The 21,009-nt window shown below is 50.2% G+C and carries 21 protein-coding genes; 14 read left to right on the top strand and 7 right to left on the bottom strand.

What is annotated here, in order from left to right; translation table 11 throughout:
• Positions 1–191: 191 nt before the first annotated feature.
• On the top strand, positions 192–689 hold the full coding sequence (mobB, locus tag PRIO_RS18570; RefSeq protein WP_231869715.1) for a molybdopterin-guanine dinucleotide biosynthesis protein B: 498 nt from the start codon (positions 192–194) through the stop codon (positions 687–689).
• Positions 690–859: 170 nt separating this feature from the next.
• On the opposite strand, the gene PRIO_RS18565 is transcribed toward mobB, so the two are convergent.
• Complete coding sequence (locus PRIO_RS18565; RefSeq protein WP_046504036.1) at positions 860–1,729, bottom strand: pentapeptide repeat-containing protein; 870 nt, start codon at positions 1,727–1,729, stop codon at positions 860–862.
• 32 nt (positions 1,730–1,761) lie between these two features.
• A complete protein-coding gene (xerS, locus tag PRIO_RS18560) occupies positions 1,762–2,844 on the bottom strand; it encodes a tyrosine recombinase XerS (protein ID WP_046504033.1) in 1,083 nt (360 codons plus the stop codon).
• Between the two features lie 180 nt (positions 2,845–3,024).
• Here xerS and PRIO_RS18555 point away from each other — a divergent pair, with 180 nt between their 5' ends.
• The 5 genes from PRIO_RS18555 to PRIO_RS18535 all read left to right on the top strand — a co-directional run bounded on the left by PRIO_RS18555 (position 3,025) and on the right by PRIO_RS18535 (position 9,021).
• The gene (locus PRIO_RS18555; RefSeq protein WP_020429917.1) at positions 3,025–3,534 is read left to right on the top strand and encodes a GNAT family N-acetyltransferase; all 510 of its coding nucleotides are present in this window, start codon (positions 3,025–3,027) and stop codon (positions 3,532–3,534) included.
• 120 nt (positions 3,535–3,654) lie between these two features.
• Positions 3,655–5,688: a serine hydrolase domain-containing protein gene (locus PRIO_RS33985; RefSeq protein WP_020429918.1), complete on the top strand. Its 2,034-nt coding sequence runs from the start codon at positions 3,655–3,657 to the stop codon at positions 5,686–5,688.
• A 30-nt stretch (positions 5,689–5,718) separates the two neighbouring features.
• On the top strand, positions 5,719–6,417 hold the full coding sequence (locus PRIO_RS18545; protein ID WP_046504029.1) for a response regulator transcription factor: 699 nt from the start codon (positions 5,719–5,721) through the stop codon (positions 6,415–6,417).
• Positions 6,389–7,924, top strand: coding sequence for a sensor histidine kinase (locus PRIO_RS18540; protein WP_020429921.1), 1,536 nt, complete (start codon positions 6,389–6,391; stop codon positions 7,922–7,924). Before PRIO_RS18545 ends, PRIO_RS18540 begins: the two co-directional genes overlap by 29 nt.
• Positions 7,925–7,989: 65 nt before the next feature.
• Positions 7,990–9,021: a hypothetical protein gene (locus tag PRIO_RS18535; RefSeq protein WP_020429922.1), complete on the top strand. Its 1,032-nt coding sequence runs from the start codon at positions 7,990–7,992 to the stop codon at positions 9,019–9,021.
• 117 nt (positions 9,022–9,138) lie between these two features.
• Here the strand turns inward: PRIO_RS18535 and PRIO_RS18530 are convergent, their stop codons facing one another.
• The gene (locus tag PRIO_RS18530; protein ID WP_231869714.1) at positions 9,139–9,552 is read right to left on the bottom strand and encodes a hypothetical protein; all 414 of its coding nucleotides are present in this window, start codon (positions 9,550–9,552) and stop codon (positions 9,139–9,141) included.
• 345 nt (positions 9,553–9,897) lie between these two features.
• Entirely contained in the window at positions 9,898–10,830 is a 933-nt protein-coding gene (locus PRIO_RS18525) for a Gfo/Idh/MocA family protein (RefSeq protein WP_046504025.1), read from the bottom strand.
• A gap of 117 nt (positions 10,831–10,947) precedes the next feature.
• Between PRIO_RS18525 and PRIO_RS18520 the strand changes: the two genes are divergently transcribed.
• A complete protein-coding gene (locus PRIO_RS18520; RefSeq protein ID WP_039789626.1) occupies positions 10,948–11,904 on the top strand; it encodes a helix-turn-helix transcriptional regulator in 957 nt (318 codons plus the stop codon).
• Between the two features lie 170 nt (positions 11,905–12,074).
• Here the strand turns inward: PRIO_RS18520 and PRIO_RS18515 are convergent, their stop codons facing one another.
• The gene (locus PRIO_RS18515; protein WP_020429931.1) at positions 12,075–13,313 is read right to left on the bottom strand and encodes an MDR family MFS transporter; all 1,239 of its coding nucleotides are present in this window, start codon (positions 13,311–13,313) and stop codon (positions 12,075–12,077) included.
• A gap of 181 nt (positions 13,314–13,494) precedes the next feature.
• Between PRIO_RS18515 and PRIO_RS18510 the strand changes: the two genes are divergently transcribed.
• The 6 genes from PRIO_RS18510 (at position 13,495) to PRIO_RS36895 (ending at position 18,703) form a co-directional block, all read left to right on the top strand.
• Positions 13,495–15,336, top strand: coding sequence for an ABC transporter substrate-binding protein (locus tag PRIO_RS18510; protein WP_046504021.1), 1,842 nt, complete (start codon positions 13,495–13,497; stop codon positions 15,334–15,336).
• A 38-nt stretch (positions 15,337–15,374) separates the two neighbouring features.
• Positions 15,375–15,788 (top strand): VOC family protein, encoded by a 414-nt coding sequence (locus PRIO_RS18505; RefSeq protein ID WP_020429945.1) that lies wholly within the window; start codon positions 15,375–15,377, stop codon positions 15,786–15,788.
• 111 nt (positions 15,789–15,899) lie between these two features.
• On the top strand, positions 15,900–16,883 hold the full coding sequence (locus PRIO_RS18500; RefSeq protein ID WP_020429947.1) for a cation diffusion facilitator family transporter: 984 nt from the start codon (positions 15,900–15,902) through the stop codon (positions 16,881–16,883).
• A gap of 596 nt (positions 16,884–17,479) precedes the next feature.
• Positions 17,480–18,019, top strand: a complete 540-nt coding sequence (locus PRIO_RS36905) for an IS110 family transposase (protein ID WP_231869713.1) — start codon at positions 17,480–17,482, stop codon at positions 18,017–18,019.
• Complete coding sequence (locus tag PRIO_RS36900) at positions 18,016–18,396, top strand: transposase (protein ID WP_231869712.1); 381 nt, start codon at positions 18,016–18,018, stop codon at positions 18,394–18,396. Before PRIO_RS36905 ends, PRIO_RS36900 begins: the two co-directional genes overlap by 4 nt.
• Before the next feature lie 91 nt (positions 18,397–18,487).
• Positions 18,488–18,703 carry a hypothetical protein gene (locus PRIO_RS36895; RefSeq protein WP_052741404.1) on the top strand — a complete coding sequence of 72 codons (216 nt, stop codon included), beginning with the start codon at positions 18,488–18,490 and terminating at the stop codon, positions 18,701–18,703.
• Between the two features lie 330 nt (positions 18,704–19,033).
• Here the strand turns inward: PRIO_RS36895 and PRIO_RS36125 are convergent, their stop codons facing one another.
• Both PRIO_RS36125 and PRIO_RS18485 read right to left on the bottom strand, forming a co-directional pair.
• The gene (locus tag PRIO_RS36125) at positions 19,034–19,201 is read right to left on the bottom strand and encodes a hypothetical protein (RefSeq protein WP_020427147.1); all 168 of its coding nucleotides are present in this window, start codon (positions 19,199–19,201) and stop codon (positions 19,034–19,036) included.
• Between the two features lie 98 nt (positions 19,202–19,299).
• Positions 19,300–20,049, bottom strand: coding sequence for an SDR family oxidoreductase (locus tag PRIO_RS18485; protein ID WP_020427148.1), 750 nt, complete (start codon positions 20,047–20,049; stop codon positions 19,300–19,302).
• 210 nt (positions 20,050–20,259) lie between these two features.
• On the opposite strand from PRIO_RS18485, the gene PRIO_RS18480 reads away from it, so the two are divergent.
• Positions 20,260–20,820: a TetR/AcrR family transcriptional regulator gene (locus tag PRIO_RS18480; protein WP_020427149.1), complete on the top strand. Its 561-nt coding sequence runs from the start codon at positions 20,260–20,262 to the stop codon at positions 20,818–20,820.
• The last annotated feature ends 189 nt before the right edge of the window (positions 20,821–21,009 follow it).

The raw sequence follows: 21,009 nt of genomic DNA, 5'->3' as shown, positions 1-21,009 counted from the left end.
GTAATGCTGGATGGGAGGCTGCTGGAATGAGGCGGCGCAGACAACAAAAGATGACAAGTAGAAACGGCTTTGCCGTCCTTTTTAAGGACGGTACCGTTTCAGCGAGAAATAGAAGGAAAATTTATAGCGTGAGGCATATAAATTCTCATATTTTAAAAAAAGGGAGCAGCAGACCTGCCGTGTGCCAGATCGTGGGTTATAAAAACAGCGGCAAAACAACCCTGCTTTGCGAATTGATTCCGCTGTTGCGAAAAAAAGGCTGCACAGTAGCGGTCATCAAGCATGACGGCCATGATTTTGAGATGGACCATGAGGGAACGGATACCTGGAAGCAGCGGCAGGCCGGTGCTTCAGCGGTTGCCATCACCAGCGCTGCCCGGACGTCGGTGATTCAGGAACGGACAAGCAGTCTGGCGGAGCTGATTGAAGCTTTTGCCGGCTATGATTATGTACTGGTAGAGGGCTTCAAACAGGAACCTTACCCCAAAATCGTCCTGCTCCGCCGTGAAGAGGATATCCCGCTGCTGGAAGAGGCAAGCAATATAGTCGCAACGGCATTCTGGGACTCCATACGGGGAATGGAATTGCCGGAGATCCCGGGCATTCACCGGTTTGCCGTTAACGATAGCCTGGAAATAGCCAACCTTTTGTGGCAGCAACGATTTTATTTTCAAAATTTCAATATATGAAAAATTCACAATAGAAATTCCAGAGTGTAACAATTCCCGTTAAAGTTACTTTATAATACCCCCCGTCACAAAGAACAGCGGCTCCGCTCTCCAGATGAAGGAGTGCGGAGCCGCTGTTCTGCTGCTGTATGGGCTTCCGGGAACGAAGAGCAGCAATTGCGGCGGTGCTTCTACACCACCATCCAGTGCTCAGGATGTACAAATCTATCGGGAAGCTTGGTTGAAGCATCGCCCTTCGCCGCATTAAGCTGCGATTGGGTCAGAAACAAGGTGCCTCTAAGGTCAGCGCCGCAAAGATTGGTGTCGCGGAAATCAGCCCCGATCAGATCGGCTCCCCTCAGATCTGCACCGCTGAGGTCTGCAGCAATCAGGTAAGCCCCACGCAGACTGACACAGCGCAGATCTGCCTTTTTGAGCTTGGCACCGATCAGGTCGGCGCCCCGATAGACTTTGGGGCGTTTGGGGACGTTGTGCAGCTGACGCCGTGCAGCTTCGCGTGCCAGCTCGCTGGTCCGCAGCAGCAGTTCATTGATCTCTGCACGGGTTGCATGGACGTCCACCTGGAGCAGTGCTTCAGCCGGCAACAGGGTGAGCCGCTCAGTCTGCTCAAGTGCGGAATGGAGCTGGCTGTGAATCGGCTGGGCAGCAGGCAGCAGCAGTGCCTCGGTCAGATAACACAGCAGCTCATGAAGATGACGCATCACCGGGAAGACCTCGAACATTGAAGCAGCGGTTTCCGGAGCCTCGCGCCAGTCCCTGCCGTTGAAGGTAATATGGGAAACCTTAGGACCAGCACCAAAGCATTCATACACAGTACAACCCTTGAAGCCCTTGGCTCTCAGTTCCGTATGAATCCCGCAGCGGAAGTCATTCCGCAGGTTAGGACAAGGCTGGCCGGCATTTTTATCGATGGCAAAGTCTGATGATACGGCAAAGGGCAATGCGGCACAGCATAGGCCGAAGCAGCTTTCACAATTGGACTGTAAATGCATGTGTTTTTGATCAGGTGAAGCAGACAGTAATTCTTGTGGGTAAGACATTTAAGACAATTACTCCTTTCAGGACAAGGGGATCAGCTCTCCAGACGCCGCTCAATCGCCTCAGACATCGTTTTGTCTGTAAGATGCGCATAAACTTCGGTAGTTTCTGTTGAAGCGTGTCCGAGCTGTTCCTTCGTTTTGTAGATATCATTTTGCAGATAATAGTCTGTAGCAAAAGAGTGGCGCAGCTTATGCACGGTAAGATAGGGCTTGCCGAACCGTTTGGCGTATTTGATAATCATCTCCTGAATCGCCCGCTTGGTCATCCTTTTGCCTTCATGGCTGCCGTTCGGCAGTGCAATGAACAGCGCTTTTTCTTTCTTGGGCGTTTTGTAGCGGGACTGCCGCAGGCTCAGATAGAGCGAGAGGTCATCCTTGGCTTGTTCCCTGAAGTAGACCGGGGTTTTGAACGTTTCATCGTTATTCCCCTTGCGGTAGACATACAGCAGCTTATTGTTCACATCCAGATCATCCACGTTCAGATTGACCACTTCTGAGACACGCAGGCCGGAGTTCAGAATGAGGCTGGCAATGCAGGCGTCGCGTTCACGGTTAAGCTGGAAGGAATAATAGGCCTGCTTGTTCGCTTCAACATCCCGCCCATACCCATCGTAAATATATCCTACGAACTCCAGCAGCTCTTCGTCTTCCAGAATTTTGCCTTTAAGCTTGGCCGCTGTATCCTTGGGCTTGTGAATGCGTTTGATCTCTACCTTGGCCATGATGTTGCGTTTGAGCAAAGGATAGAAATTCTCGTCTTCAGCAATCTGGCTTAAATAGTGGAATAATGAACGAAGTGCCGAAAGCTTGCGGGAGACCGTAACCCTGGTATTGGTTCCCTCAGCACGGGTGGTCAGGTGCAGACGGTAACCGACAATGCTGTCCATATGCAGCGTCTCCAGATCCAGTAAAGTAATCTCCGCCAGACTGGCGGCCTGGGTAAGACCCTCAGCACGAAGCCAGCCGAAGAACGATTCATAATCGCGAATGTACTCCAGCAGAGTAGAGGGGGAGAGGTCTGGGCGTTTGAAGTCAATGAACTGCTGTACGAACCAGGGCATGAGCAGCACTTTTTCGTCTAAAAGCTTGCGGTCGCTGTTTTTTTGAATACTCAAAAACTTGTTCACCTGCCTTATGGTTGCTGATCATCTGCGGAGTTGTCTTCCTTGCTGCTTCCTATTTTATCATGTTTCATGGCTTTTGGCCGGATTTCACAGTGGCATACAGGGTTGCCTTGCTCCTGAAGTGGCAAAGTTATAGAATGTGTAATAAAAGTGAATCCAAGAGGTGACCTAATGGAACTTGGAATCGAGCTGGTTCCCAAAGAGCAGCGCCATATCATCAGCAGGCTGATGCAGTTTTATTTATATGACTTTACCCGCTACCTGGAGCTTGAGGTGGACCGTGACGGCGCCTTTCCGGCCTATCCCGGTCTGGAGGCTTACTGGAACAGCGGTACTAATAAATTCGCCTATTTGTTTACCGTCGACGATAATATTGCCGGATTTGCGCTGGTGGACAGGCTGCTTCGCAGTTCAGAGGGACAATTCTATATGACCGAGTTTTTTGTGATGCAAAAATACCGCCGCAGCGGAGTAGGCACATGGGCGGCTCACCGGCTGTTCGATATGTTCCCCGGCGACTGGAAGGTTTCGCAGATCCGGGCCAACACCCCTGCACGCAATTTTTGGCACCGGGTCATTGGTGCGTATACGGGCGGAGAATTCAAAGAACGCTTTAATCCCAAGCAAGGCAATCCCAGTCAATATTTCAGTACATTAAGTATTAACAGAGTGAATAAATAAAAAAATCCAGCTGAATCAGGGACGGAGCTTTATTTTTTCTTTAGATTTATGCCGCTTTTTTCTCCATATTGCCGCTGTATCATGGACCCATAAGGCGTTGAAAGAGACAGGAGTGGGAGCATGAGAATGAGACAATGGATGAAAATGGGGCTGGCGGTGGCAATTGTGGCGCAAGCGGCGGTGATGCAGCCAGAGCCTGCACAGGCACAAGCGGTGAAGGTACAGCCGGAGCAAACGGTGGTGCAGGCAGCGAAGCTCCTGTCAAAGGGGGGGCAGTCGCTGCCGCACGCAGCGGACACCCCGCCGGAGAAGCACGAAGAAGCAGCCGCTATGCGGGAACGTGAGCGGTTAGAGCAGCTGACCGATGAGTTTATGAAGACAGCGATGGACAAGTACCATGTGCCGGGCGTAACTTTGGCGGTGGTCAAAGATGGTGCAATCCTGCTGGAGAAGGGCTACGGATATGCGGATGTGGAGGCCAAGGTGCCGGTAGACCCGCACAAGACCCGCTTCAGCATCGCTTCGGTGTCCAAAGTTTTTACGGCTACAGCTGCCTTGCAGCTGGCGGAGCAGGGAAAACTGAACCTGGATGCGGATGTGAACCGCTATTTGCCGGATTCGCTGCAAGTGGCCAACCCGTACAAAACTCAGCTGACCATGAAACGTTTGCTGACAAATACCGGAGGATTCGGCAATGCCGAACAACGCGAAGGGGCCTGGTCGGACACAGTGCCGGAGCAGCGGGTTCCGCTTGAGCAGACCCTGCAGAAGCTGCTGCCGCCGCTGGTGAGGGCACCGGGAGATGCGGTGCAGTATAGCAATGAAGGATTTACACTCGCCGGATATATTGTGGAAAGAGCAAGCGGCCTGTCTTACGATGAGTATATACGCCAGCATATTTTTGCTCCTCTGCATATGGACAACAGCTTGACCTATCTTACACCGGAGCGTTTGCACCGGCAATTGGCCCAGGGATATTCTTACGATAAAGGGTTTGTCAAAATGAAGCAGGGGGAGGTTCTGACCTACCCCGCCGGCTCCATCTGGTCAACCGCTGACGATATGGGCAAGTTTGTTTTGGCCCATCTGCAGGGTGGAGGGCAAGGAGAAAGCGCGATTTTACAACAAGATACCGCCAAGCAGATGCACTCGCTGCAATATTCCGCGCATCCCCTAATGCCCGGTTATGCCTACGGCTTTTTTCAAAACTATAAAAACCCCGCCATTCTGGTTCATCCCGGAGATACTGAGGCTTTTTCCAGCCTGGTATCGATCATGCCCTCCAAAGGAATCGGGTTTTTCATCGGCTGCAACTCCCAATACGAAGGAGACGGCGGAACCCTGCGGGATGCTTTTGAGGAACAGTTCTACTCCTTCTTCGGAGTAAGTATGGACCAACCGCTGGCCGCATCGGCCGGGGAGGCACCGGAACCCGCTGCAAGCATTCAATCCTACGCCGGTACATATGCCATGGTGATCAGCGAAGGTCTGGGCCCGGGGGTTTCCAAGCTGCGGTACCGGATGATGACACCCGGAGTGACCGTCAGTGCGCAGGGGGAGGTTACCCTGAAATCCGCGGGTGAGGAGCTGAACGGGCAATACACACAGATTGGCAAGCAGATTTTCTACAATCCAAAGGTCAATAAATATCTTGTGCTTAAAGAAGGGGAGAGCGGCAGCAAATATCTTGTGCTGGACACTACAGTACCCTACCAGGCGTTTGTTAAGCTGGATTCTTGGGAAGCAGGGGCCGGAGGACTGGCTTGGAAAATAGCGCTGGCCGGTGCATTGCTGGGCCTTATAGCCGGAGTGGTAGCCGTTTGCAGACGCAAAAAAAAGGGAGACGAGCGAATGCGTCTGCGGCACAGGCTTCCTGCCTATCTTATCGCTCCGCTTATTCTTGGCACGGCAGCAGTCACCCTGCTCGGCGTTTTCTCTGAAAGCCGTGCGGTACAGGGCCATTGGCTGCTTGCAGCCAACATTTTTGCAGCGGGGATTGCAGCAGGCATAGCGTGCTCGGCGGGATTTGCGGTAAAATATGGACGAAGCAAAAAACTGCATCTCTATGACGCAGCGGTTATTCTGGGATTGGTACTGGCCGGAGCCAGTGCGATCCTCTACATGTATCTGATGAAGCTGCTGCTCTTTATTTAGAGAGACAGGGACGAAAGGCGGCTGGCCGAGATGTGCACCCGGATTTTAATTGTGGATGACGACCGGACGATTGTGGACTTTTTATCCATATTTCTGGAACGGGAAGGGTACAGCATTTCATCCTGCTATGATGGGGTGACGGCGCTGGACTACATTCGGGCGGAGGCATTTCAGCTCATTTTGCTGGATATTATGATGCCGGCCATGAATGGTTTTGATCTGATCAGCCGGATTCGGGAAATCTCGGAGATTCCGGTGATTTTCCTGACAGCCAAGGATCAGCAGGAGGATAAAATCAGGGGCTTCATTGCCGGCTGCGATGATTATGTGACGAAGCCCTTTGATCTGACGGAGCTTTCTTTACGGATTTCGGCGATCCTAAAACGCAGGCCGGCAGCCGCTGAACAGCCGGCTGCAGCTCCGGGAGAGCTGCAGATTAAGGATATTACGCTGTTGCCGGAGGAACATGCCGTGTCCAAAAATGGCGTTGAAATCAACATGACGCCCAAAGAATATGGAATATTGCTGCTGCTGGCCAGGAACAAGGGCCGGGTGTTTACCTCACGCGATATTTATGAGCTCGTCTGGGAGGATACCTATCTGGAGAGCGACAACACCGTGCTTACCCATATCCGCAATCTGCGGGAAAAGCTGGGTGATACCGTCAAAAATTCCAAGTACATCAGAACGGTCTGGGGTGTTGGTTATAAAGTGGACAAGGAAGTTTAAAACAGGACTGGTCGGGGAGCTGGTCCTGATTTTTATTCTGTCGCTGGCCGCCACGCTGGCTGCAGTTTCATTGACAGCTCATTTTCTGATAGGCTCGGCGTTGTTTTATCCGGTGCAGACCGATGCGGAACGGATTATGAACTACCGGGAGAAGGTTGGCAACCCGCTGGCGGCCTGGCTGGATGCCAGGGCAGGCGAGGCCGTTATTCCCCGTCAGCTGGAGCAGGAGCTGCGGGAGAAGTTTCCCCCCGGCTACAGCAAAAGCTTTAGGGCGGCTGAGGAAGTAGTCGTGTCTGTGGTAAATGAGCAGGGGGAACTGCTGCAAGCCAATTCAAATGTTGTCATTGTCCGCTCCGGGGAGTCACTGCCGGGGGGCAAGGCGCTGCATTCTGCCACAGAATATCCCCCTGCGCCGGAAGCTGGTGGTTTCGTGATCGGCAATCCGGAGGAGGAGCAGGTCTACAATATCATTTTTTTTACACCCAAAGAAGGCATCAACATCAGCTATAACAACAGCTCCGGCACAAAGCTGCAGGAAACCCGGAAGCTGGGGAACGGGCTATATCTGGTGGCTGCAAGCACGATTACTTATACTGAGAATCCCGTATCTGCGCTGGGTCTTGTTGTGTTTCTGCTGCTTTTTTATCTTGGTGTCCGGGGGAGAATCCGGTATATGCGTACTCTCGAACAGGGCACGCATACGCTTTACGCAACAGACTTTGAGGCCCGCATTCCGCTAAAATACAACAACGAGCTTTCTACAATGGCTGCTGCGCTGAATGATATGGCGGAACAAATTGTAGTAAGCCGGAGCAAGGAGAAGGATTTTCTGCTCAATATTTCCCATGATCTGCGCACGCCGCTAACTTCCATCATGGGCTTTCTCAGTCTGCTCAAAGAAAAATCGTATGACAGTGAGCCGGAAAAGGAGAGGTACATAGAGGTTCTGGAGGAGCGGACAGGTTACTTAAAGAAGCTGATTGACGAGTTTTTTGAAATTTCGCAGCTGAAATGGAAGCCCGCGGTGTTGAACAAGAGCAGAGTGAACATGCAGGAGCTGCTGCGCCAGGTTGTGGAGGGGTATCATCCCCAAAGCAGGGACAGGCGTATTGAGACGGTTCTGCTGCTGCCGGATCAGTCGGTGCATGTGGAGATTGACGCTGACCTATTCGTCCGGGTGCTGGAAAATCTGCTCTCCAACGCCTTCAAATACAGCCGTGCAGATACGGAGCTTACCATCCGCCTCCGGGAACCGGTGGCGGAGAACCGCCGTCAATGTCTGCTGCGGCTGGAAATGTGGAGCACACCAGCCCAAGCGATGGAGAACGGGGAGCTGAACAGGCTGTTTGATCGGTTCTACAAAGGGGATTCGTCGCGGACTGGAGAAGGTGCAGGCTTAGGCTTGTCCATTGCTGCGGAGATCATCAGGCTGCATGGCGGCAGGCTGGACGCGCAGATTGAAGGAGAACGCCTCGGAATGATGATCGAGCTTTTTATGGAGAAATAACAGCAGTATGAAAAAAAGTGCAACTTGTAGAGTTTTCCAGCGTCTGAACTTAGAGGTGATTGATCATGCTCCATATCCAAAAAATCGTCTGGATTGGTTGTTTATCTGCAATGGCCGCCATTAGTGCAGGCTGCAGCAACGTCACAGATTCTAATGTTCCGGGAGCAAAAAGCAGTCCGGCACAGTCGGCAGCGGTCTCTGCCGCTGCGCCAACAACTGCAGCCCCGGCAGCTTCACCTACTGCTGAATCCTCCCCTTTGCCTGCTGCAAAGTCTGTTGCTTTGATTCAGGGTGAAGTCCCTGAATATGATGGGAGCGGGCGGTCATATCTGGTTACAGGCACGGAGCTGCAGGCGAAATATTCTGCCGACCAGAGCTTGCCGCTGGCCGTTTTTATGCCGGAGAATATGAGCCGTTTTGAACAGAACGGCCGGACCGCATGGGGGACCAGCAACAAAGAAAATTGGATATCATTTCGTGTGTCAAGTGAAGGCGGTTCCGCCCAAGCCGGGGAGGACAAGCCTGAAATAGCCGGCAGCGATGCTGTCCTGCAACAGTATAAAGAATACCAAGGCGGTTATTCCGAGGGAAACAGCAGGGTGGACGTGTTCAAAATCCAAGCCCAAAAACAAGTCTACCAGGCAGAAATCCGAACCACTGCAGAGCAGCGGGAAGAGCTTTTGCCTCTGTTCGTGAATGTTCTGAGAGAAGTGCAGTACATGAAGAAGCAGCCGCCGCTGGTGGCCGGAGTTTTTGTTCAGGAGCCCGATGTCGGGAAGAGCAAAGAGAACCGGCAGATGCTAAAGGAGGTAATGAACTGTCTTGAAGCTATTGTGGCGCATGACAAAGAGAAGTTTCTGAGCACGATGCAATCACCCGAAATCGGGGAGTATTTGCTGTTTTTCGTTGAGAATTCAACAGCTTACCGTTTTACAGAGTTGACGTATGAGGGAATTGCTGCGGAAGGCACGCAGCGGGCAACCTTTAATGTGAGCTATCAGTTCATGACAGATGAAGGCTACCAGGCGGATCAGAGCTATGGAATCTATTTACTGCGCAACAAGCAAGGCGAATGGAAGGTAGCCAATATTGATTGATATTAATCTAGTTACGTAATAAATATTATGTAAACTTAAGTGAAACATTCGTATGGAACACTTACGGGAAGTTAACATTAGTTAGGCGGGGAAATCACTTAAGCCTGAATAAACCCATCAATAGCATGGGTTATTCAGGCTTTTCGCTGTACTATTTGCGGGCAGTGGAGACAGCGGCGTCACCCAGATTTTGTAGTGTATGTCTTCACTGGTAAGATCATAATCCGCATGGACAAGGAACTGGGGAACAGAAATCGTATTCAGCCGGGTGAGTTCAAATACAAGAACATGAGCCAGCATCCAGTCGGTCGTCTGATAGCCGGAATAAAGGTAGCGGATTTCCAAAAGCGGACCGCTTGTAATCCATTCATATGCTTCATGAAGACTGCCGACGCTCATGGTTTCTTTGTGCCAGACGATATTTTCCGGCGCTATACCATGACAAGAGTGGGGGAGACCTGCATTATTAGAATCTGGGCTTATTATGATTTCCGCAAATCTTACCTCTTTTTGGTGATTATCTTCTTTCAATCAACATACCTCCCAACCATACAATTACCTTATTATAGCAAAAAACGATTGGAATTCTGCCTGAATATCCATGATTCTCTAAATCCGTTATTCAACATTCAAAATGCTAGTTAACATAATAATAACTATGTATACATATTGCCGGGTTAATACAGCCTATACGCCTAAAGAATCCAGCTCGAAACAGACATACAATGAATATAGCAACATATGAAAAATTCACAATAACAAAACAAAACCGGACACCTCCCACCAACGTCGCGTAAATACAGCATATGACGGTCCTTTTAAACTAAAAGACAGAAAAAGGTGAGGGTGCCCGGCTCTCCAAACTGCTATGTAATGTCAAGCCAATTTTCGGGTGATCTCAAAAGCAGCTTCAGCAGCGTTTGCAGCATGCTCCAGTGAAATAATGGAGGGGGTGCCATCGGTGAAGCTTTGGAGCGCGTAGCGCAAGCTTTTTTCATAAGGGTTGCCTTGATCCAGTACAATCTCCTGCTTACCGGCCGGTCCATATTCGTACAACGTGGCTTCCACCTTGCCGTCCGGATAATCTACTTCATGGAACACAAGCTTAGCTTGTTCAAAATAGGCTTCATACCCCACCGTGAACGGATAAGCTTCTGGCATTTGCGAGGAAACAAGGATTTCGGCAGAAAATTGTGGTGTGTCAAAATCCGCATGAACCAGCGCTTGGCCGTCTTTGCTGCTGCTTCCCCAGATGGAGGAGATTGGAGGATTGCCAAGCAGCCAGGTTACCATGTCCAGTTCATGGATCATGAGGTTTGCCGCAATTTTACTCAGACCCAGATCGCCCCATAAGGGTGCGGTTTCTCTTTTCAGGGTTACGTGCAGCAGCTTGCCGTATTGTCCGCTGTTTACGGATTCATACAAACGGGTATAGGCATGATCAAATTTGATGAACTGATTGACCATGATCCGCTGTCCATAACGTTCCTCTGCTTGCCGCAGAGCCAATGCATCCGCTCTGCTCAGGCAAACCGGAGTTTCGCAAAATACATGTTTTCCGGCTTTCAGCGCCTGGATGGCGTATTGACTGTGCAGATGAGAGGGCAGGCAAATATCGATCAGATCCAGCGAGGGATCGGATATAATCTCTTCAATAGAGGTTGTAATTTCAACTCCCAGTTCCTCCTTCAGCTTGCCCAGCTTGGCTTCATTTCTGCCAAAGATGACGATGCGTGTGACACCTTCCATTTTTGCCAATAGGCTTGCATGATAGGCTCCAAAGCCTGTTCCCAGTATGCCAATATTCATTTACAGCAGCTCCTCTCCTTGATACATTCATCATACACAAGTAATGTTGACAACAGAGTGGCGAGAATAGTGTGACTATGGCGGAATTTTTTTACTATCGCATGAGGGGGCTAAAATATGAGGCTGCATCGCTTGATTGCAATCCTTCTGCTGATTGAATCCAGAGGGAAAATGAAGGCAAATGAGCTGGCGGAGGCGCTTGAAACCTCAGTTCGCTCCATATACAGAGACATTGATGTCTTGGCAGAATCCGGGATTCCTATGGTTACAACCCCTGGTCCGGGAGGCGGGATCTCTCTAATGGAAGGCTACTCAGTCAACCTGCAGAAGCTGCACGGTGAAGAGGTGGTCAATCTGTACTTGACGGGGATGGGTATCCCTTTTGATGCTCAGTCCGAATCCGGGCTGAAGCTAAAAAATGCGCTGCTGAAGCTCGAAAATACTTTGCCCGCTGCCTATCAGGAGGATATTCACAAAGCCAAAAACCGGTTTTATTACGATAACACCCCGTGGTGGGAGGAACGGGCCGAGCTTCCTTGCCTGGAGCACCTTCGCTCAGCCGTCTGGAGATGCCGGTTGCTCCGCATTCAGTACCGTAAGGTTAATGGGGAGCTGACCTCCCGCATTCTGCATCCCTATGGAATGATTGTGAAGCAGGGAGAGTGGTATTTGGCCGCTTTTTGTGAGGCAGCGGAAGAGGTTCGTACGTTCAAATGTGAGCGGATTGTATCCGTTGAAGTGATGGATGGGCAATATACAGTCCCGGCAGATTTCTCCCTGGAGGAATACTGGCTGCGCGGGAATGATGTTTTTAAGCAAAACTGTAAGCAAGATGAGTTCTATCCTGTGGTGGTGCGGGCAGCCAAGGAACGGCAGCAGGGCTTGAGACAGTATGAGATCGCCGAAGTCAAAGAAACCGAAGAATACCTGGAGTTTACACTGAATCTGTACAGCTATGAATCGGCATGCAGGCAGGTAATGAATCTGCTGAATGATGCGGAAATCATGCAGCCTCCTGAGATCAGGGAATACATTAAAGAGCAGCTTGTATTACTGCAAAAGGTGTATGTGTAACAAAGCCAATGGAGTTGGGTTACATATTAAATATTATGTCAACTAAATCGAATTAACTTAATCTATTTATCCTTATCTATTTAAGGCAAAATCCCGCCCAACAAAGACCCGCCAAAGCTTCGGCTGCTGGGGGTCTTAATGGTGAGCTTCAAGCTAGAGCATTTTCTGCATCAGGCGCTTTGAGAAGCTGTTGTTGCTTCAGCACGTTCTCTGGCATGCAGTCGTTTATGTGCGGTAATGAGAAAGGGAAGGCCCAGTGCCGTGCTTAGAGCCAGCGGTACAAATACAGCCGGGCCATTCGTAGCTCCAAATTGATCAAGCAGCAGCCCTCCGAGAACCGGGGCCATCACGTTACCCAGATTATTGAAGCCTATCGTGCCAAAATACGTGCCTTTCCATTCCGGCTTGGCAATCCGGTCAATCAGCATATCCATCATGGTAAAGAGCAGGACCTCTCCGATGGTGAACAGCACCACACTGAACATCAGCAGGGCCACTCCGCCAGCAACTCCGAACAGGACCAGACTGAGCGCCACGCAAATATTCCCCAGAATTAACGGAACAAGCGGCGGAAATTTGCTGGCTGTACGGACGATCGGGTATTGGACCACCAGTACGGTGACTGCGTTAAGCGACAGCATGTAGGAAAAAACCTGGCTGCCATTCGCGAAATGAGTGTCAACCGCCAGATACTGGGCCAGCGTGGAGCTGAAATGCCCATAACCCAGCACACAAAAGACAGTCCCCACCAGCACCGGCAAAAATACCCGGTCCCGCCCGGTGACGGCCAGCGCTTCACGCAGCTTGGGAGCACGTGCTTCCGATCGTACAGGCAGACTGGCGCGATGAGCCGAGAACTGCATAAAGAGTACGATTCCGTAAGCAATATATACAACTCCGGCGATCACGAACGGAAAGGTGGATTTAGCCGAACCCAGCTGCAAACCGATGATCGGGCCAAACACAACACCCAGATTAACTGCTGCATACCGCAGATTGAAGACCAGCAGTTTATGATCCGGAGGGGTAATATCCGAGAGCAGCGCACGCGAAGTGGGTTCAAACACGGCCCGGCACAAGCCATTTAGCGTATTCACCAGGAAAAAGACCCAGATGTGCTGCGCTGAGGAAAAACCGAAAAACACACATGCCCAGCCGAATACGGAGACCAGCATGACGATTTTGCGGCCGAAGACATCGGAAATGTATCCGCCATAGAAGCTGATCAGCACGCCTGCCAATGAGCTGACTGCAACGGTTATACCAGTCTGTGAATGTGATGCGCCAAGAACCTGGGTTAAATAAATGGATAAAAAAGGAATGCTCATCGAGGTTACCAGACGGCCGAACATGGTGCCGATGATAATCGTCCAGGCCAAGGGATGGATTTGCTGCAAATGCTGTTTCATGTAATTGCGGATCTCCTAATCTGATTGCTGAATTTTGGGGTGAAAGCTTACCGGTACTGTTCAAAACATACGGATGGATATGACACAGCCGTGTCTGCATGTGTATAATTGTACAGATAAAAGGGGGAAATAAAAGTGTAAGCTTTACCTCCTCTCTTTCACCTTTAAAGGAGAACTCAATATGGATAACAATATCGTGCATTTTCTGCGGTTGGCTTCGGCCTTGAATCCCGCTTCCAGACTCCAGGAGCCGATTCCGGTGACTATAGAGCTGCTGGCTTCGGTCCTGTGCTGCACTCCCCGCAATGTAAAATTCATTCTGCGCAAGCTGGAAGACAAAGGCTGTATAGAGTGGCAGCCGGGGCGGGGGAGAGGACATAAATCCGGGATGGCCTTTATGCGGAGCGTGGAAGAGGTATTGGAAGAGCATCTTCAAGAGCTTACCGGCAAGGGGAAAATCAAACAGGGGATCGAGCTGATTGGATTGCCCGAGGTGAACGGTCCGCTGCAGGAGCGCCTCTTGTCGCTTTTAAATATGCATATGGGCTACCACAGTGAGACTGAATCCCTTACCGGGCTGGATACGCTGCGCATCATCCGCAACCGGCGAATGGAGAAGCTGGACCCCGCTACAGTGTATAGAGCCTTTGAATCCTACCTGATCGAACAGATCTGCAGCACGCTCGTCATCTATGATGCCAAGAACAACAGCTTTTTGCCGGGACTGGCCCATATGTGGGAGGCCAATCCGGAGCATACCAGCTATATTTTCTACCTGCGCAAGAGAGTGCGTTTTCATCACGGCAGGTTTCTGACCTCCAAAGATGTGAAAGAGACGCTGCTGCGGCTGACAGATAGACAAAGTCCGGTCTCTTGGCATTACCGGGATATTGTGTCGGTCGAGCTTCAGGGGGATCACCGTATCCGCATCGATCTGGCGCGCCCTAACCTGTTCTTTCTGCATTTATTCAGCTGTGTGCACATGTCCATAGTGCCATACGATGTGGATTTCCTGCATCAGCCGATTGGTACAGGCCCTTACCGCCTATTGGATTACAACGAGAAGGTTCTGGTGCTGGCAGCTTTTGATGATTATTATGCGATACGGCCGCTGCTCGACCGGGTTGAAATCTGGTATGTGCCGGAGCTGGGCTATAATGACCGTACTTATCAGCTGCCGGACACGGAACCGGGTGGGACCGGCGCCGGAGAGGGAGAGTGTGCCAATCTTAGCATTGACTATCCGGCACTGGGCTGCAGGTATATTATGATGAACTTCCGCCGGAATGGGTGGCAGCATCACCCGTTGTTCCGGCAGATGCTGCGGATGCTGTACCATCCGGAAGCGCTGGTGCGTGAATTGGGGGGCAACCGGATCACACCGGCGGACAGTTTTTTGCCCTGGATAAGCCGCCGCACCCTGTGGAACCGGCCTTCCTTTGAAGAAGCGGAAAAGCTGCTGCGTTCCAGCGGCTATCAGGGAGAAGAGATCACGCTTGCCTATGCATCCAGGCGGGAAGAAGAACGGGAAGAAGCGGAGTGGCTGCAGCAGCGCGGAGCACGAATTGGTCTGAACCTCCGTCTTGCACCCTATTCCCATTTTAATATGGGAGAGCTTTTGCGGCAGGCCGATCTATTGCTTGCGGAGGAGGTGCTGGAGGACGACTGGCAGTGGGGAATGATTAACTATTTCATGAACCGGTCCAATCACTTTTATTCGCTGCTGCAGCAGAGCCAGCGGGACGAGATCGAAGCGCAGCTGCAGGATTTTGCCGGGGTGCCGGAGGCGGCTGGAATTCTGCTGTTGGAGCGTGCGGAATCCTTGATCCGTGACAACTGCTGGGTTCTGTACGGCTCCCATCTGAACAAAAGAGCGCAGCTCAACCAGAGCCTGTTCGGCCTGCACACCGGTTCTTTTGGTTTTCTGGATATCTCCAGGCTGTGGATCAAAACGGGATTTGCAGAGACAACGCAAGGAGGCGGCATTGGCACTGGCATGTCCAATTCCGATTCGGTAGAATAAGATAGGCAAGCACAATTACTAAAGGGAGCTGAGGGCAAATGAGCGATACACAACCAGGGATCAGCACATTTCTGATGTTTGAAGGACAGGCTGAAGAGGCGATGAATTTCTATGTTTCATTGTTCGACCGTTCGGAAGTAACCAGCATTAAGCGTTATGGCCCAGGTGAAGCCGGAGCTGAGGGAACGGTGATGCATGCTTCATTTACGATCAAGGGGGCTTCCTTCATGTGCATTGACAGCCACGTGAAGCACGGCTTTTCTTTCACACCATCTATTTCACTGTATGTCAATTGCACAAGTGAAGCAGAGCTTGATACTGTTTTTGAACAATTATCTCAGGGGGGCAATGTTCTGATGCCATTAGGCGAATATCCCTTCAGCCGCAAATTCGGATGGGTTGCCGACCGGTTCGGTGTGACCTGGCAGCTCAACCTGCCGGACCCGGAGTAAATTAACAGGTGCTTCCTATTCCCGCATGTGATAGAAACCGGCTGCAAAGGGTAAATACATACATGGACCCGCAGCAATGGCAAACCGCAGCGTGAGGAGGCATTCATACCAATGGAACAAACCAGTGAATCGCTTGGAAGCTTAATCCGTAAAGGAAACAAATCGTCAGGCTCGGCCGCGATCGGCAATACCTGTATTGCCGTCGTCAAAGCCGTCGCGTTTGCGCTCACCGGCAGTGGTTCGATGTTCGCCACGATGATGCATTCGATTGCCGATGCAGTGAACCAGCTGTTTGTGTTTACCGGAAGTGTGCTCGCTGAGAAAAGACCGACCCGCCGCTTCCCGGACGGCTTCGGCCGGGTCATTAATCTGTTCTGTATGGTGGCCGTAATTGTCGTGACCATAATGGCTTATGAAACGATGCTGGAGGGCTTCCATTTGCTGAAGCATCCGGCGGAGGAATCGGGCGGCTATTGGATCAATGTGATCGTACTGCTGCTTTCCATCGGTGCAGATGGCTTTGTCTGGGTGAAGGCGATGAATGAAGTGCTGCATGAATCGAGAATCGAAGCCAAAGGATTGAGGAAATTCACCGCATCACTTAAAAATGTCAAAAGAGCCGCACCGCCGACCCGCCTGGTGTTCTATGAAGATCTGGTAGCCACCAGCGGCGGGGCACTGGCGATGCTCGCCGTGCTGGTGACCGCCTTTACCAGCTTCAAGCTGCTTGACGGTGTGTCCAGCATTCTGATTGCTTTTATGATGATCGGGGTTGCTTTTCGCGTGGGATATGACAATATGGTCGGGCTGATCGGTGTAGCTGCCCCTCCGGAGATTGAAGAACGGGTCGCCCGGATCATCTTCGACGAACCGCAGGTGACGGATATTTATCAAATGCGTATTTTGCAGGAGGGGCGATATTATCACGTCGAAGGGCTGATCGAGCTGAAGAAGGGGATGACCCTGGCCGATGCGGATGATATCAAATTCAAGGTCAGAGACAAACTGCTGGCAGACCCGCACATCTCGGATGTTACGCTCGGAATTCTGGAGGATAATGGCATCCGCAACTGGGAGTCGCAGACGGATGGTTAACTTTTTCAATAGGTACTAGGAGGATAGGGCTCCATCCGCGGACTGAAGCGGACCGAGGAGCCCTTATTTTGCCAAAAATCTTACTTTTTCAGCAGTTACGGACTCAGGAACCGTTATAACGTTCAATTGAGCCTGGAATAAAGGGGAAAGGGAGAAATAAAGGCATCTCAGTCCGTCCTGCGAAATAGCCGAATCTTCTATCCATAACGGCTCTCCTGTCCGTAACGGCTGCGGATCGATCGCAAAGGAATAGGGCGATCCGTCTTTACCGGCTTCTTCGCAGGTGCTAGTTGGAAAAAGGGAACTTATTTTTCCGGAAATTAAGAAATTATGAGAGTGAAGTGGAAAAAGTATACCTAATCACCCATGGCCTGGCGGCCACCGTCGGTCATGAAAATCAGGTGAAGTCAGAGTATATATTTGGTAAAATCGTGCTGTGGATCAGAGGTCGATTCAATATTGGTGAAACATCCCGTAACCTAATCTGACCAACTGCAACGACGAGGATCGCCGAGTGTTGCCACGAGCACGTGTATAAAATTTCACCTCTTTAGGTTGCATGATCCACGCATACTTTTAGCTTGGAGGTAGGGAATATGGATGCCATTCGTGAACGCTGTGCCGGGTTGGATATTCATCAGGAGACGGTGGTGGTTTGTCTACTGAGTGGCCCCCTGGAGAAGAAACCCAAGTCCGTGATCGAGACGTTTGGAACCACGACCCGCGAGCTTTTGAGATTACAGGAGTGGCTGGAGCAGCAGGGATGTACCGAGATTGCCATGGAAAGTACAGGGGTCTTTTGGAAACCCGTGTGGAACATTCTAGAAAGCACCTGTACGATCACGCTGGCCAACCCGCAACGCATCCGCAATATGCCCGGGAAGAAGACCGACGTCAAGGATGCCGAGTGGATCGCCAAGCTCCACCGCTGCGGCTTGATTGAGGGAAGCTTTGTCCCGGACGAGCCCATCCGCGATTTGCGTGACCTTACCCGGTATCTGCGCAAGCTTAAGCAAAACGCGACGCAAGAAAAGAACCGGATTCACAAAATTCTACAAGATGCCAACATTAAACTGACCACGTATGTCTCCGATCTTTTTGGCGTTTTGGTCGTGCGCTACTGGACTCGATTGTGAATGGCGAAGTGCTGGAGGTGCATGAGGTCCGCAAGCTGGTGCATACCCGGCTGAAGATGAAGGTGCCTTCTCTTGTTGAGGCATTGAACGGCCGACTGCGCCTGCATCACCGGAAGATGATCCGGCGTCATTGGGATCATTTGCAGTATCTGGAGAGTGAAATGCAGACGTTGGAAGCTGAAATTGAGGAACTGGTGCAACCCTACATGAAGGAAATTGAACTGCTGGATACCATTCCAGGCGTGAGCACGGATGCCGCGGCGAGCATCGTGGCGGAACTGGGTACCGACATGTCTCCTTTTCCAAGTGAAGCCCATCTGGCCTCTTGGGTCGGGGTGTGTCCGGCCAATCATGAGAGTGCGGTAAAAAAAAAGTAAAAAGAACCAACGCGGGAATCGAGGTCTGAAAGCCGTACTCGTCCAGTGCGCTTGGGCAGCGAGCAAGACCAAGAATAATCGGCTTTCCGCTATGTACAGTCGGATCGTGAAACGGGCAGGAAAACAGAAAGCCATCGTCGCTTTAGCCCATGCAATGATCCGAATCATGTATGTGATGCTTCGGGATAAAGTCCCCTATACCGAGCTGGGGACGGAATATCTGAACACCCCAGAGCAGACCGCAAATTACCTGATTAAAAAACTTCAAAAGCTAGGCTACCAAGTGGAACTGACACCTATTACATGATACCCACTTTTTAAAAAAATGAAGTTCCGATATAGGGGATCTTTAAAGCAAAATTTACTTTCGAGCTGTGAAGCGACAAAGTTATTTTCGTATAAAATTGGGCCACATTTCTGCTCCAATGGCGAAATGAGCTGAATTAGTGTACCTTTTTCCACTTCATCTGCCTGAGGGTAGGGTACTCCGGCAAATTAGTATCCCTTTTTCCACTTAAAGAGTTGCCGTAGGATTCATGGGAAGCCGTTCTCCAAGTAATGCTAGAACCAGGACGGGCTGCGCTGTCCCGTGGAGGACCGCACAGCCGTTTTTGTTCCAAGGTTCTTTTGTCAGCTCTTACCCTACTTGTTTCCCATCGCATTTTTTGCAGACCGCAAGCTTGCCGCCGGAGGGATCTTTGCCAAAATACAAAAGCTTGATTCTTGTGCTGCCGCAGATCGGGCAGGTGCCTCTGCTCCGGGAGGGAGTCCGCCATAAGGCTTTGCCGCGTTTGTTCTTAGACATATTCTGTTCCACCTTCGCGCTTGATACCCTATCCTATGCCCAAATTGAGGGCAGCGTGAAAGGAGATAAAGGGAGAATGGAGGTGTCTAATAGGTGGATCAATGAATCTTTGGAGGTTGAGACCTCATCGAATCGTTAAACTGGGTCACAAAAACACCTTCGTTCGGGCCAGGGTTATTTCGAAACATTTTTGCTTCTTCAACCACAACTTCGTCTGTATCCGTACCAAGTACCTTTATCGTTGCTTCAATGAATGACGCAAGTGGCATCGCACGCGGTTCATTGTTGTTGCTTTGAACCCATGGCGGCACAATTTCTAATACTTTTACCGATGTGTCTTTAAGCATGTACCGTTGGGACAGTGTATAGGTATGAAGTGCTGCCTTCGTCGCGGAATATACAGCAGTCGCCGCTAATGGCATAAATCCAAGTATAGAAGTCGTGTTGATGACAACCGCTTCTTCTTTGGACTTCAAATGCTCGATCAATGCAGAAGTCATACGAATTGGGCCTAGCAAGTTTGTCTTGACAGTCGAAACCAAAACATCCTCATCAATCACGCCTCCCGCATTATCGGGCTGGATGATGCCGGCATTGTTAATCAAGACATTTAAATCCGGGTGTTCTTCGATTAACTGCTTAGCGGCCGCCTGTATGCTGGCAGGATCTTGTACATTCAATTCCACTGCGGATATGCCGGGATTCGCTTGGATTGTCTCCTCCAGACGCTCTTTACTCCGGCCAGAGATAATAACTTTATTCCCAAGCTTGTGGAGAGCTTCTGCTAACGCACGTCCAATTCCCGAACCGCCCCCTGTAATGAAAATCGTGTTTCCTGTTAGTTTCATTTTGTAAACCCTCCTGATTTAATATAAATTATCGATTTTTTGTATACCTCCTCTTAAATTAAACATATGTTGAATTAATAACATACGTTTTATATAGTGAATGTACCAGAGCGAAAAATGGTGTTCAATGGTTAAAACAAGCTCCGTTGTTGATTTTTCAACAGAGGGCTTCGGTTTGTTCATTCTGTATAGGATAAAGGGGAGAAGGATATGGACAGGCGTATTCAAAAATCGAGGCAAGCGATTATTGATGCTTTTATGAGGCTGATGTCAGAAAAGGAATTCGAGAGCATAACGGTCAATCAAATTGCTGAGGAAGCGAATGTCAATCGGGGAACGGTGTATTTGCATTTCAAAGACAAGTACGATTTGCGCGATCAACACATGGAAGCTCAAATTAACCAGTTACTACATGAATGTATGTCTGAAGATAACATGGTTCATCTCCCTTCCAAAACCGCGCTATTACGCACGTTTGAATATTTGGAGCAGCATGCTTCTTTCTATTCCTTAATGCTGAAGAGCAAGGGAAACACGGTTTTTCGAAACCAAGTGGAGACAATGTTCCGGCAAAGACTAAGCGAGCATCTGGATTCGATCAACCTCGATGGGGAGTTGAACAAGGATATTACGGTGCAATTTTTGATTTCAGCGGCAGTAGGTGTATTGGAATGGTGGATTATCCGTTCGATGCCGTATCCGGCATCGGTCATGGTTGAACAATTTTGGATTTTGCTGAATCAAGGTGTCGGATCAGAGAAATCCAAATGATTGCCGGCGATTGGAGATTTAGAGAGTAGGTGCAAATAGTCTATTTAACGCCGAAAAAACAGCGTATAACATAAATTATACGCTGTTTTGCATGAGAGCGATTTTATTTTAGAAAAAGGGACTTATACGACCCGAATCAAGTGATCAAAAAGGGTAAATATAATTATTTAGTTAAAAAATACCTATTGT

This window comes from Paenibacillus riograndensis SBR5, from assembly GCF_000981585.1.
GTDB lineage: Bacteria > Bacillota > Bacilli > Paenibacillales > Paenibacillaceae > Paenibacillus_AQ > Paenibacillus_AQ riograndensis.
Note: the sequence above shows the minus strand (reverse complement) of the source record. Positions and strands in the feature narration are given on the sequence as shown.

Bases quoted from the DNA above. Each gene is read 5' to 3' on its own strand.
- PRIO_RS18565 (WP_046504036.1), bottom strand. From the start codon at position 1,729: ATGTCTTACCCACAAGAATTACTGTCTGCTTCACCTGATCAAAAACAC.
- PRIO_RS18555 (WP_020429917.1), top strand. From the start codon at position 3,025: ATGGAACTTGGAATCGAGCTGGTTCCCAAAGAGCAGCGCCATATCATC.
- PRIO_RS33985 (WP_020429918.1), top strand. From the start codon at position 3,655: ATGAGAATGAGACAATGGATGAAAATGGGGCTGGCGGTGGCAATTGTG.
- PRIO_RS18545 (WP_046504029.1), top strand. From the start codon at position 5,719: ATGTGCACCCGGATTTTAATTGTGGATGACGACCGGACGATTGTGGAC.
- PRIO_RS18535 (WP_020429922.1), top strand. From the start codon at position 7,990: ATGCTCCATATCCAAAAAATCGTCTGGATTGGTTGTTTATCTGCAATG.
- PRIO_RS18525 (WP_046504025.1), bottom strand. From the start codon at position 10,830: ATGAATATTGGCATACTGGGAACAGGCTTTGGAGCCTATCATGCAAGC.
- PRIO_RS18520 (WP_039789626.1), top strand. From the start codon at position 10,948: ATGAGGCTGCATCGCTTGATTGCAATCCTTCTGCTGATTGAATCCAGA.
- PRIO_RS18515 (WP_020429931.1), bottom strand. From the start codon at position 13,313: ATGAAACAGCATTTGCAGCAAATCCATCCCTTGGCCTGGACGATTATC.
- PRIO_RS18510 (WP_046504021.1), top strand. From the start codon at position 13,495: ATGGATAACAATATCGTGCATTTTCTGCGGTTGGCTTCGGCCTTGAAT.
- PRIO_RS18505 (WP_020429945.1), top strand. From the start codon at position 15,375: ATGAGCGATACACAACCAGGGATCAGCACATTTCTGATGTTTGAAGGA.
- PRIO_RS18500 (WP_020429947.1), top strand. From the start codon at position 15,900: ATGGAACAAACCAGTGAATCGCTTGGAAGCTTAATCCGTAAAGGAAAC.
- PRIO_RS36905 (WP_231869713.1), top strand. From the start codon at position 17,480: ATGGATGCCATTCGTGAACGCTGTGCCGGGTTGGATATTCATCAGGAG.
- PRIO_RS36895 (WP_052741404.1), top strand. From the start codon at position 18,488: ATGTACAGTCGGATCGTGAAACGGGCAGGAAAACAGAAAGCCATCGTC.
- PRIO_RS36125 (WP_020427147.1), bottom strand. From the start codon at position 19,201: ATGTCTAAGAACAAACGCGGCAAAGCCTTATGGCGGACTCCCTCCCGG.
- PRIO_RS18485 (WP_020427148.1), bottom strand. From the start codon at position 20,049: ATGAAACTAACAGGAAACACGATTTTCATTACAGGGGGCGGTTCGGGA.
- PRIO_RS18480 (WP_020427149.1), top strand. From the start codon at position 20,260: ATGGACAGGCGTATTCAAAAATCGAGGCAAGCGATTATTGATGCTTTT.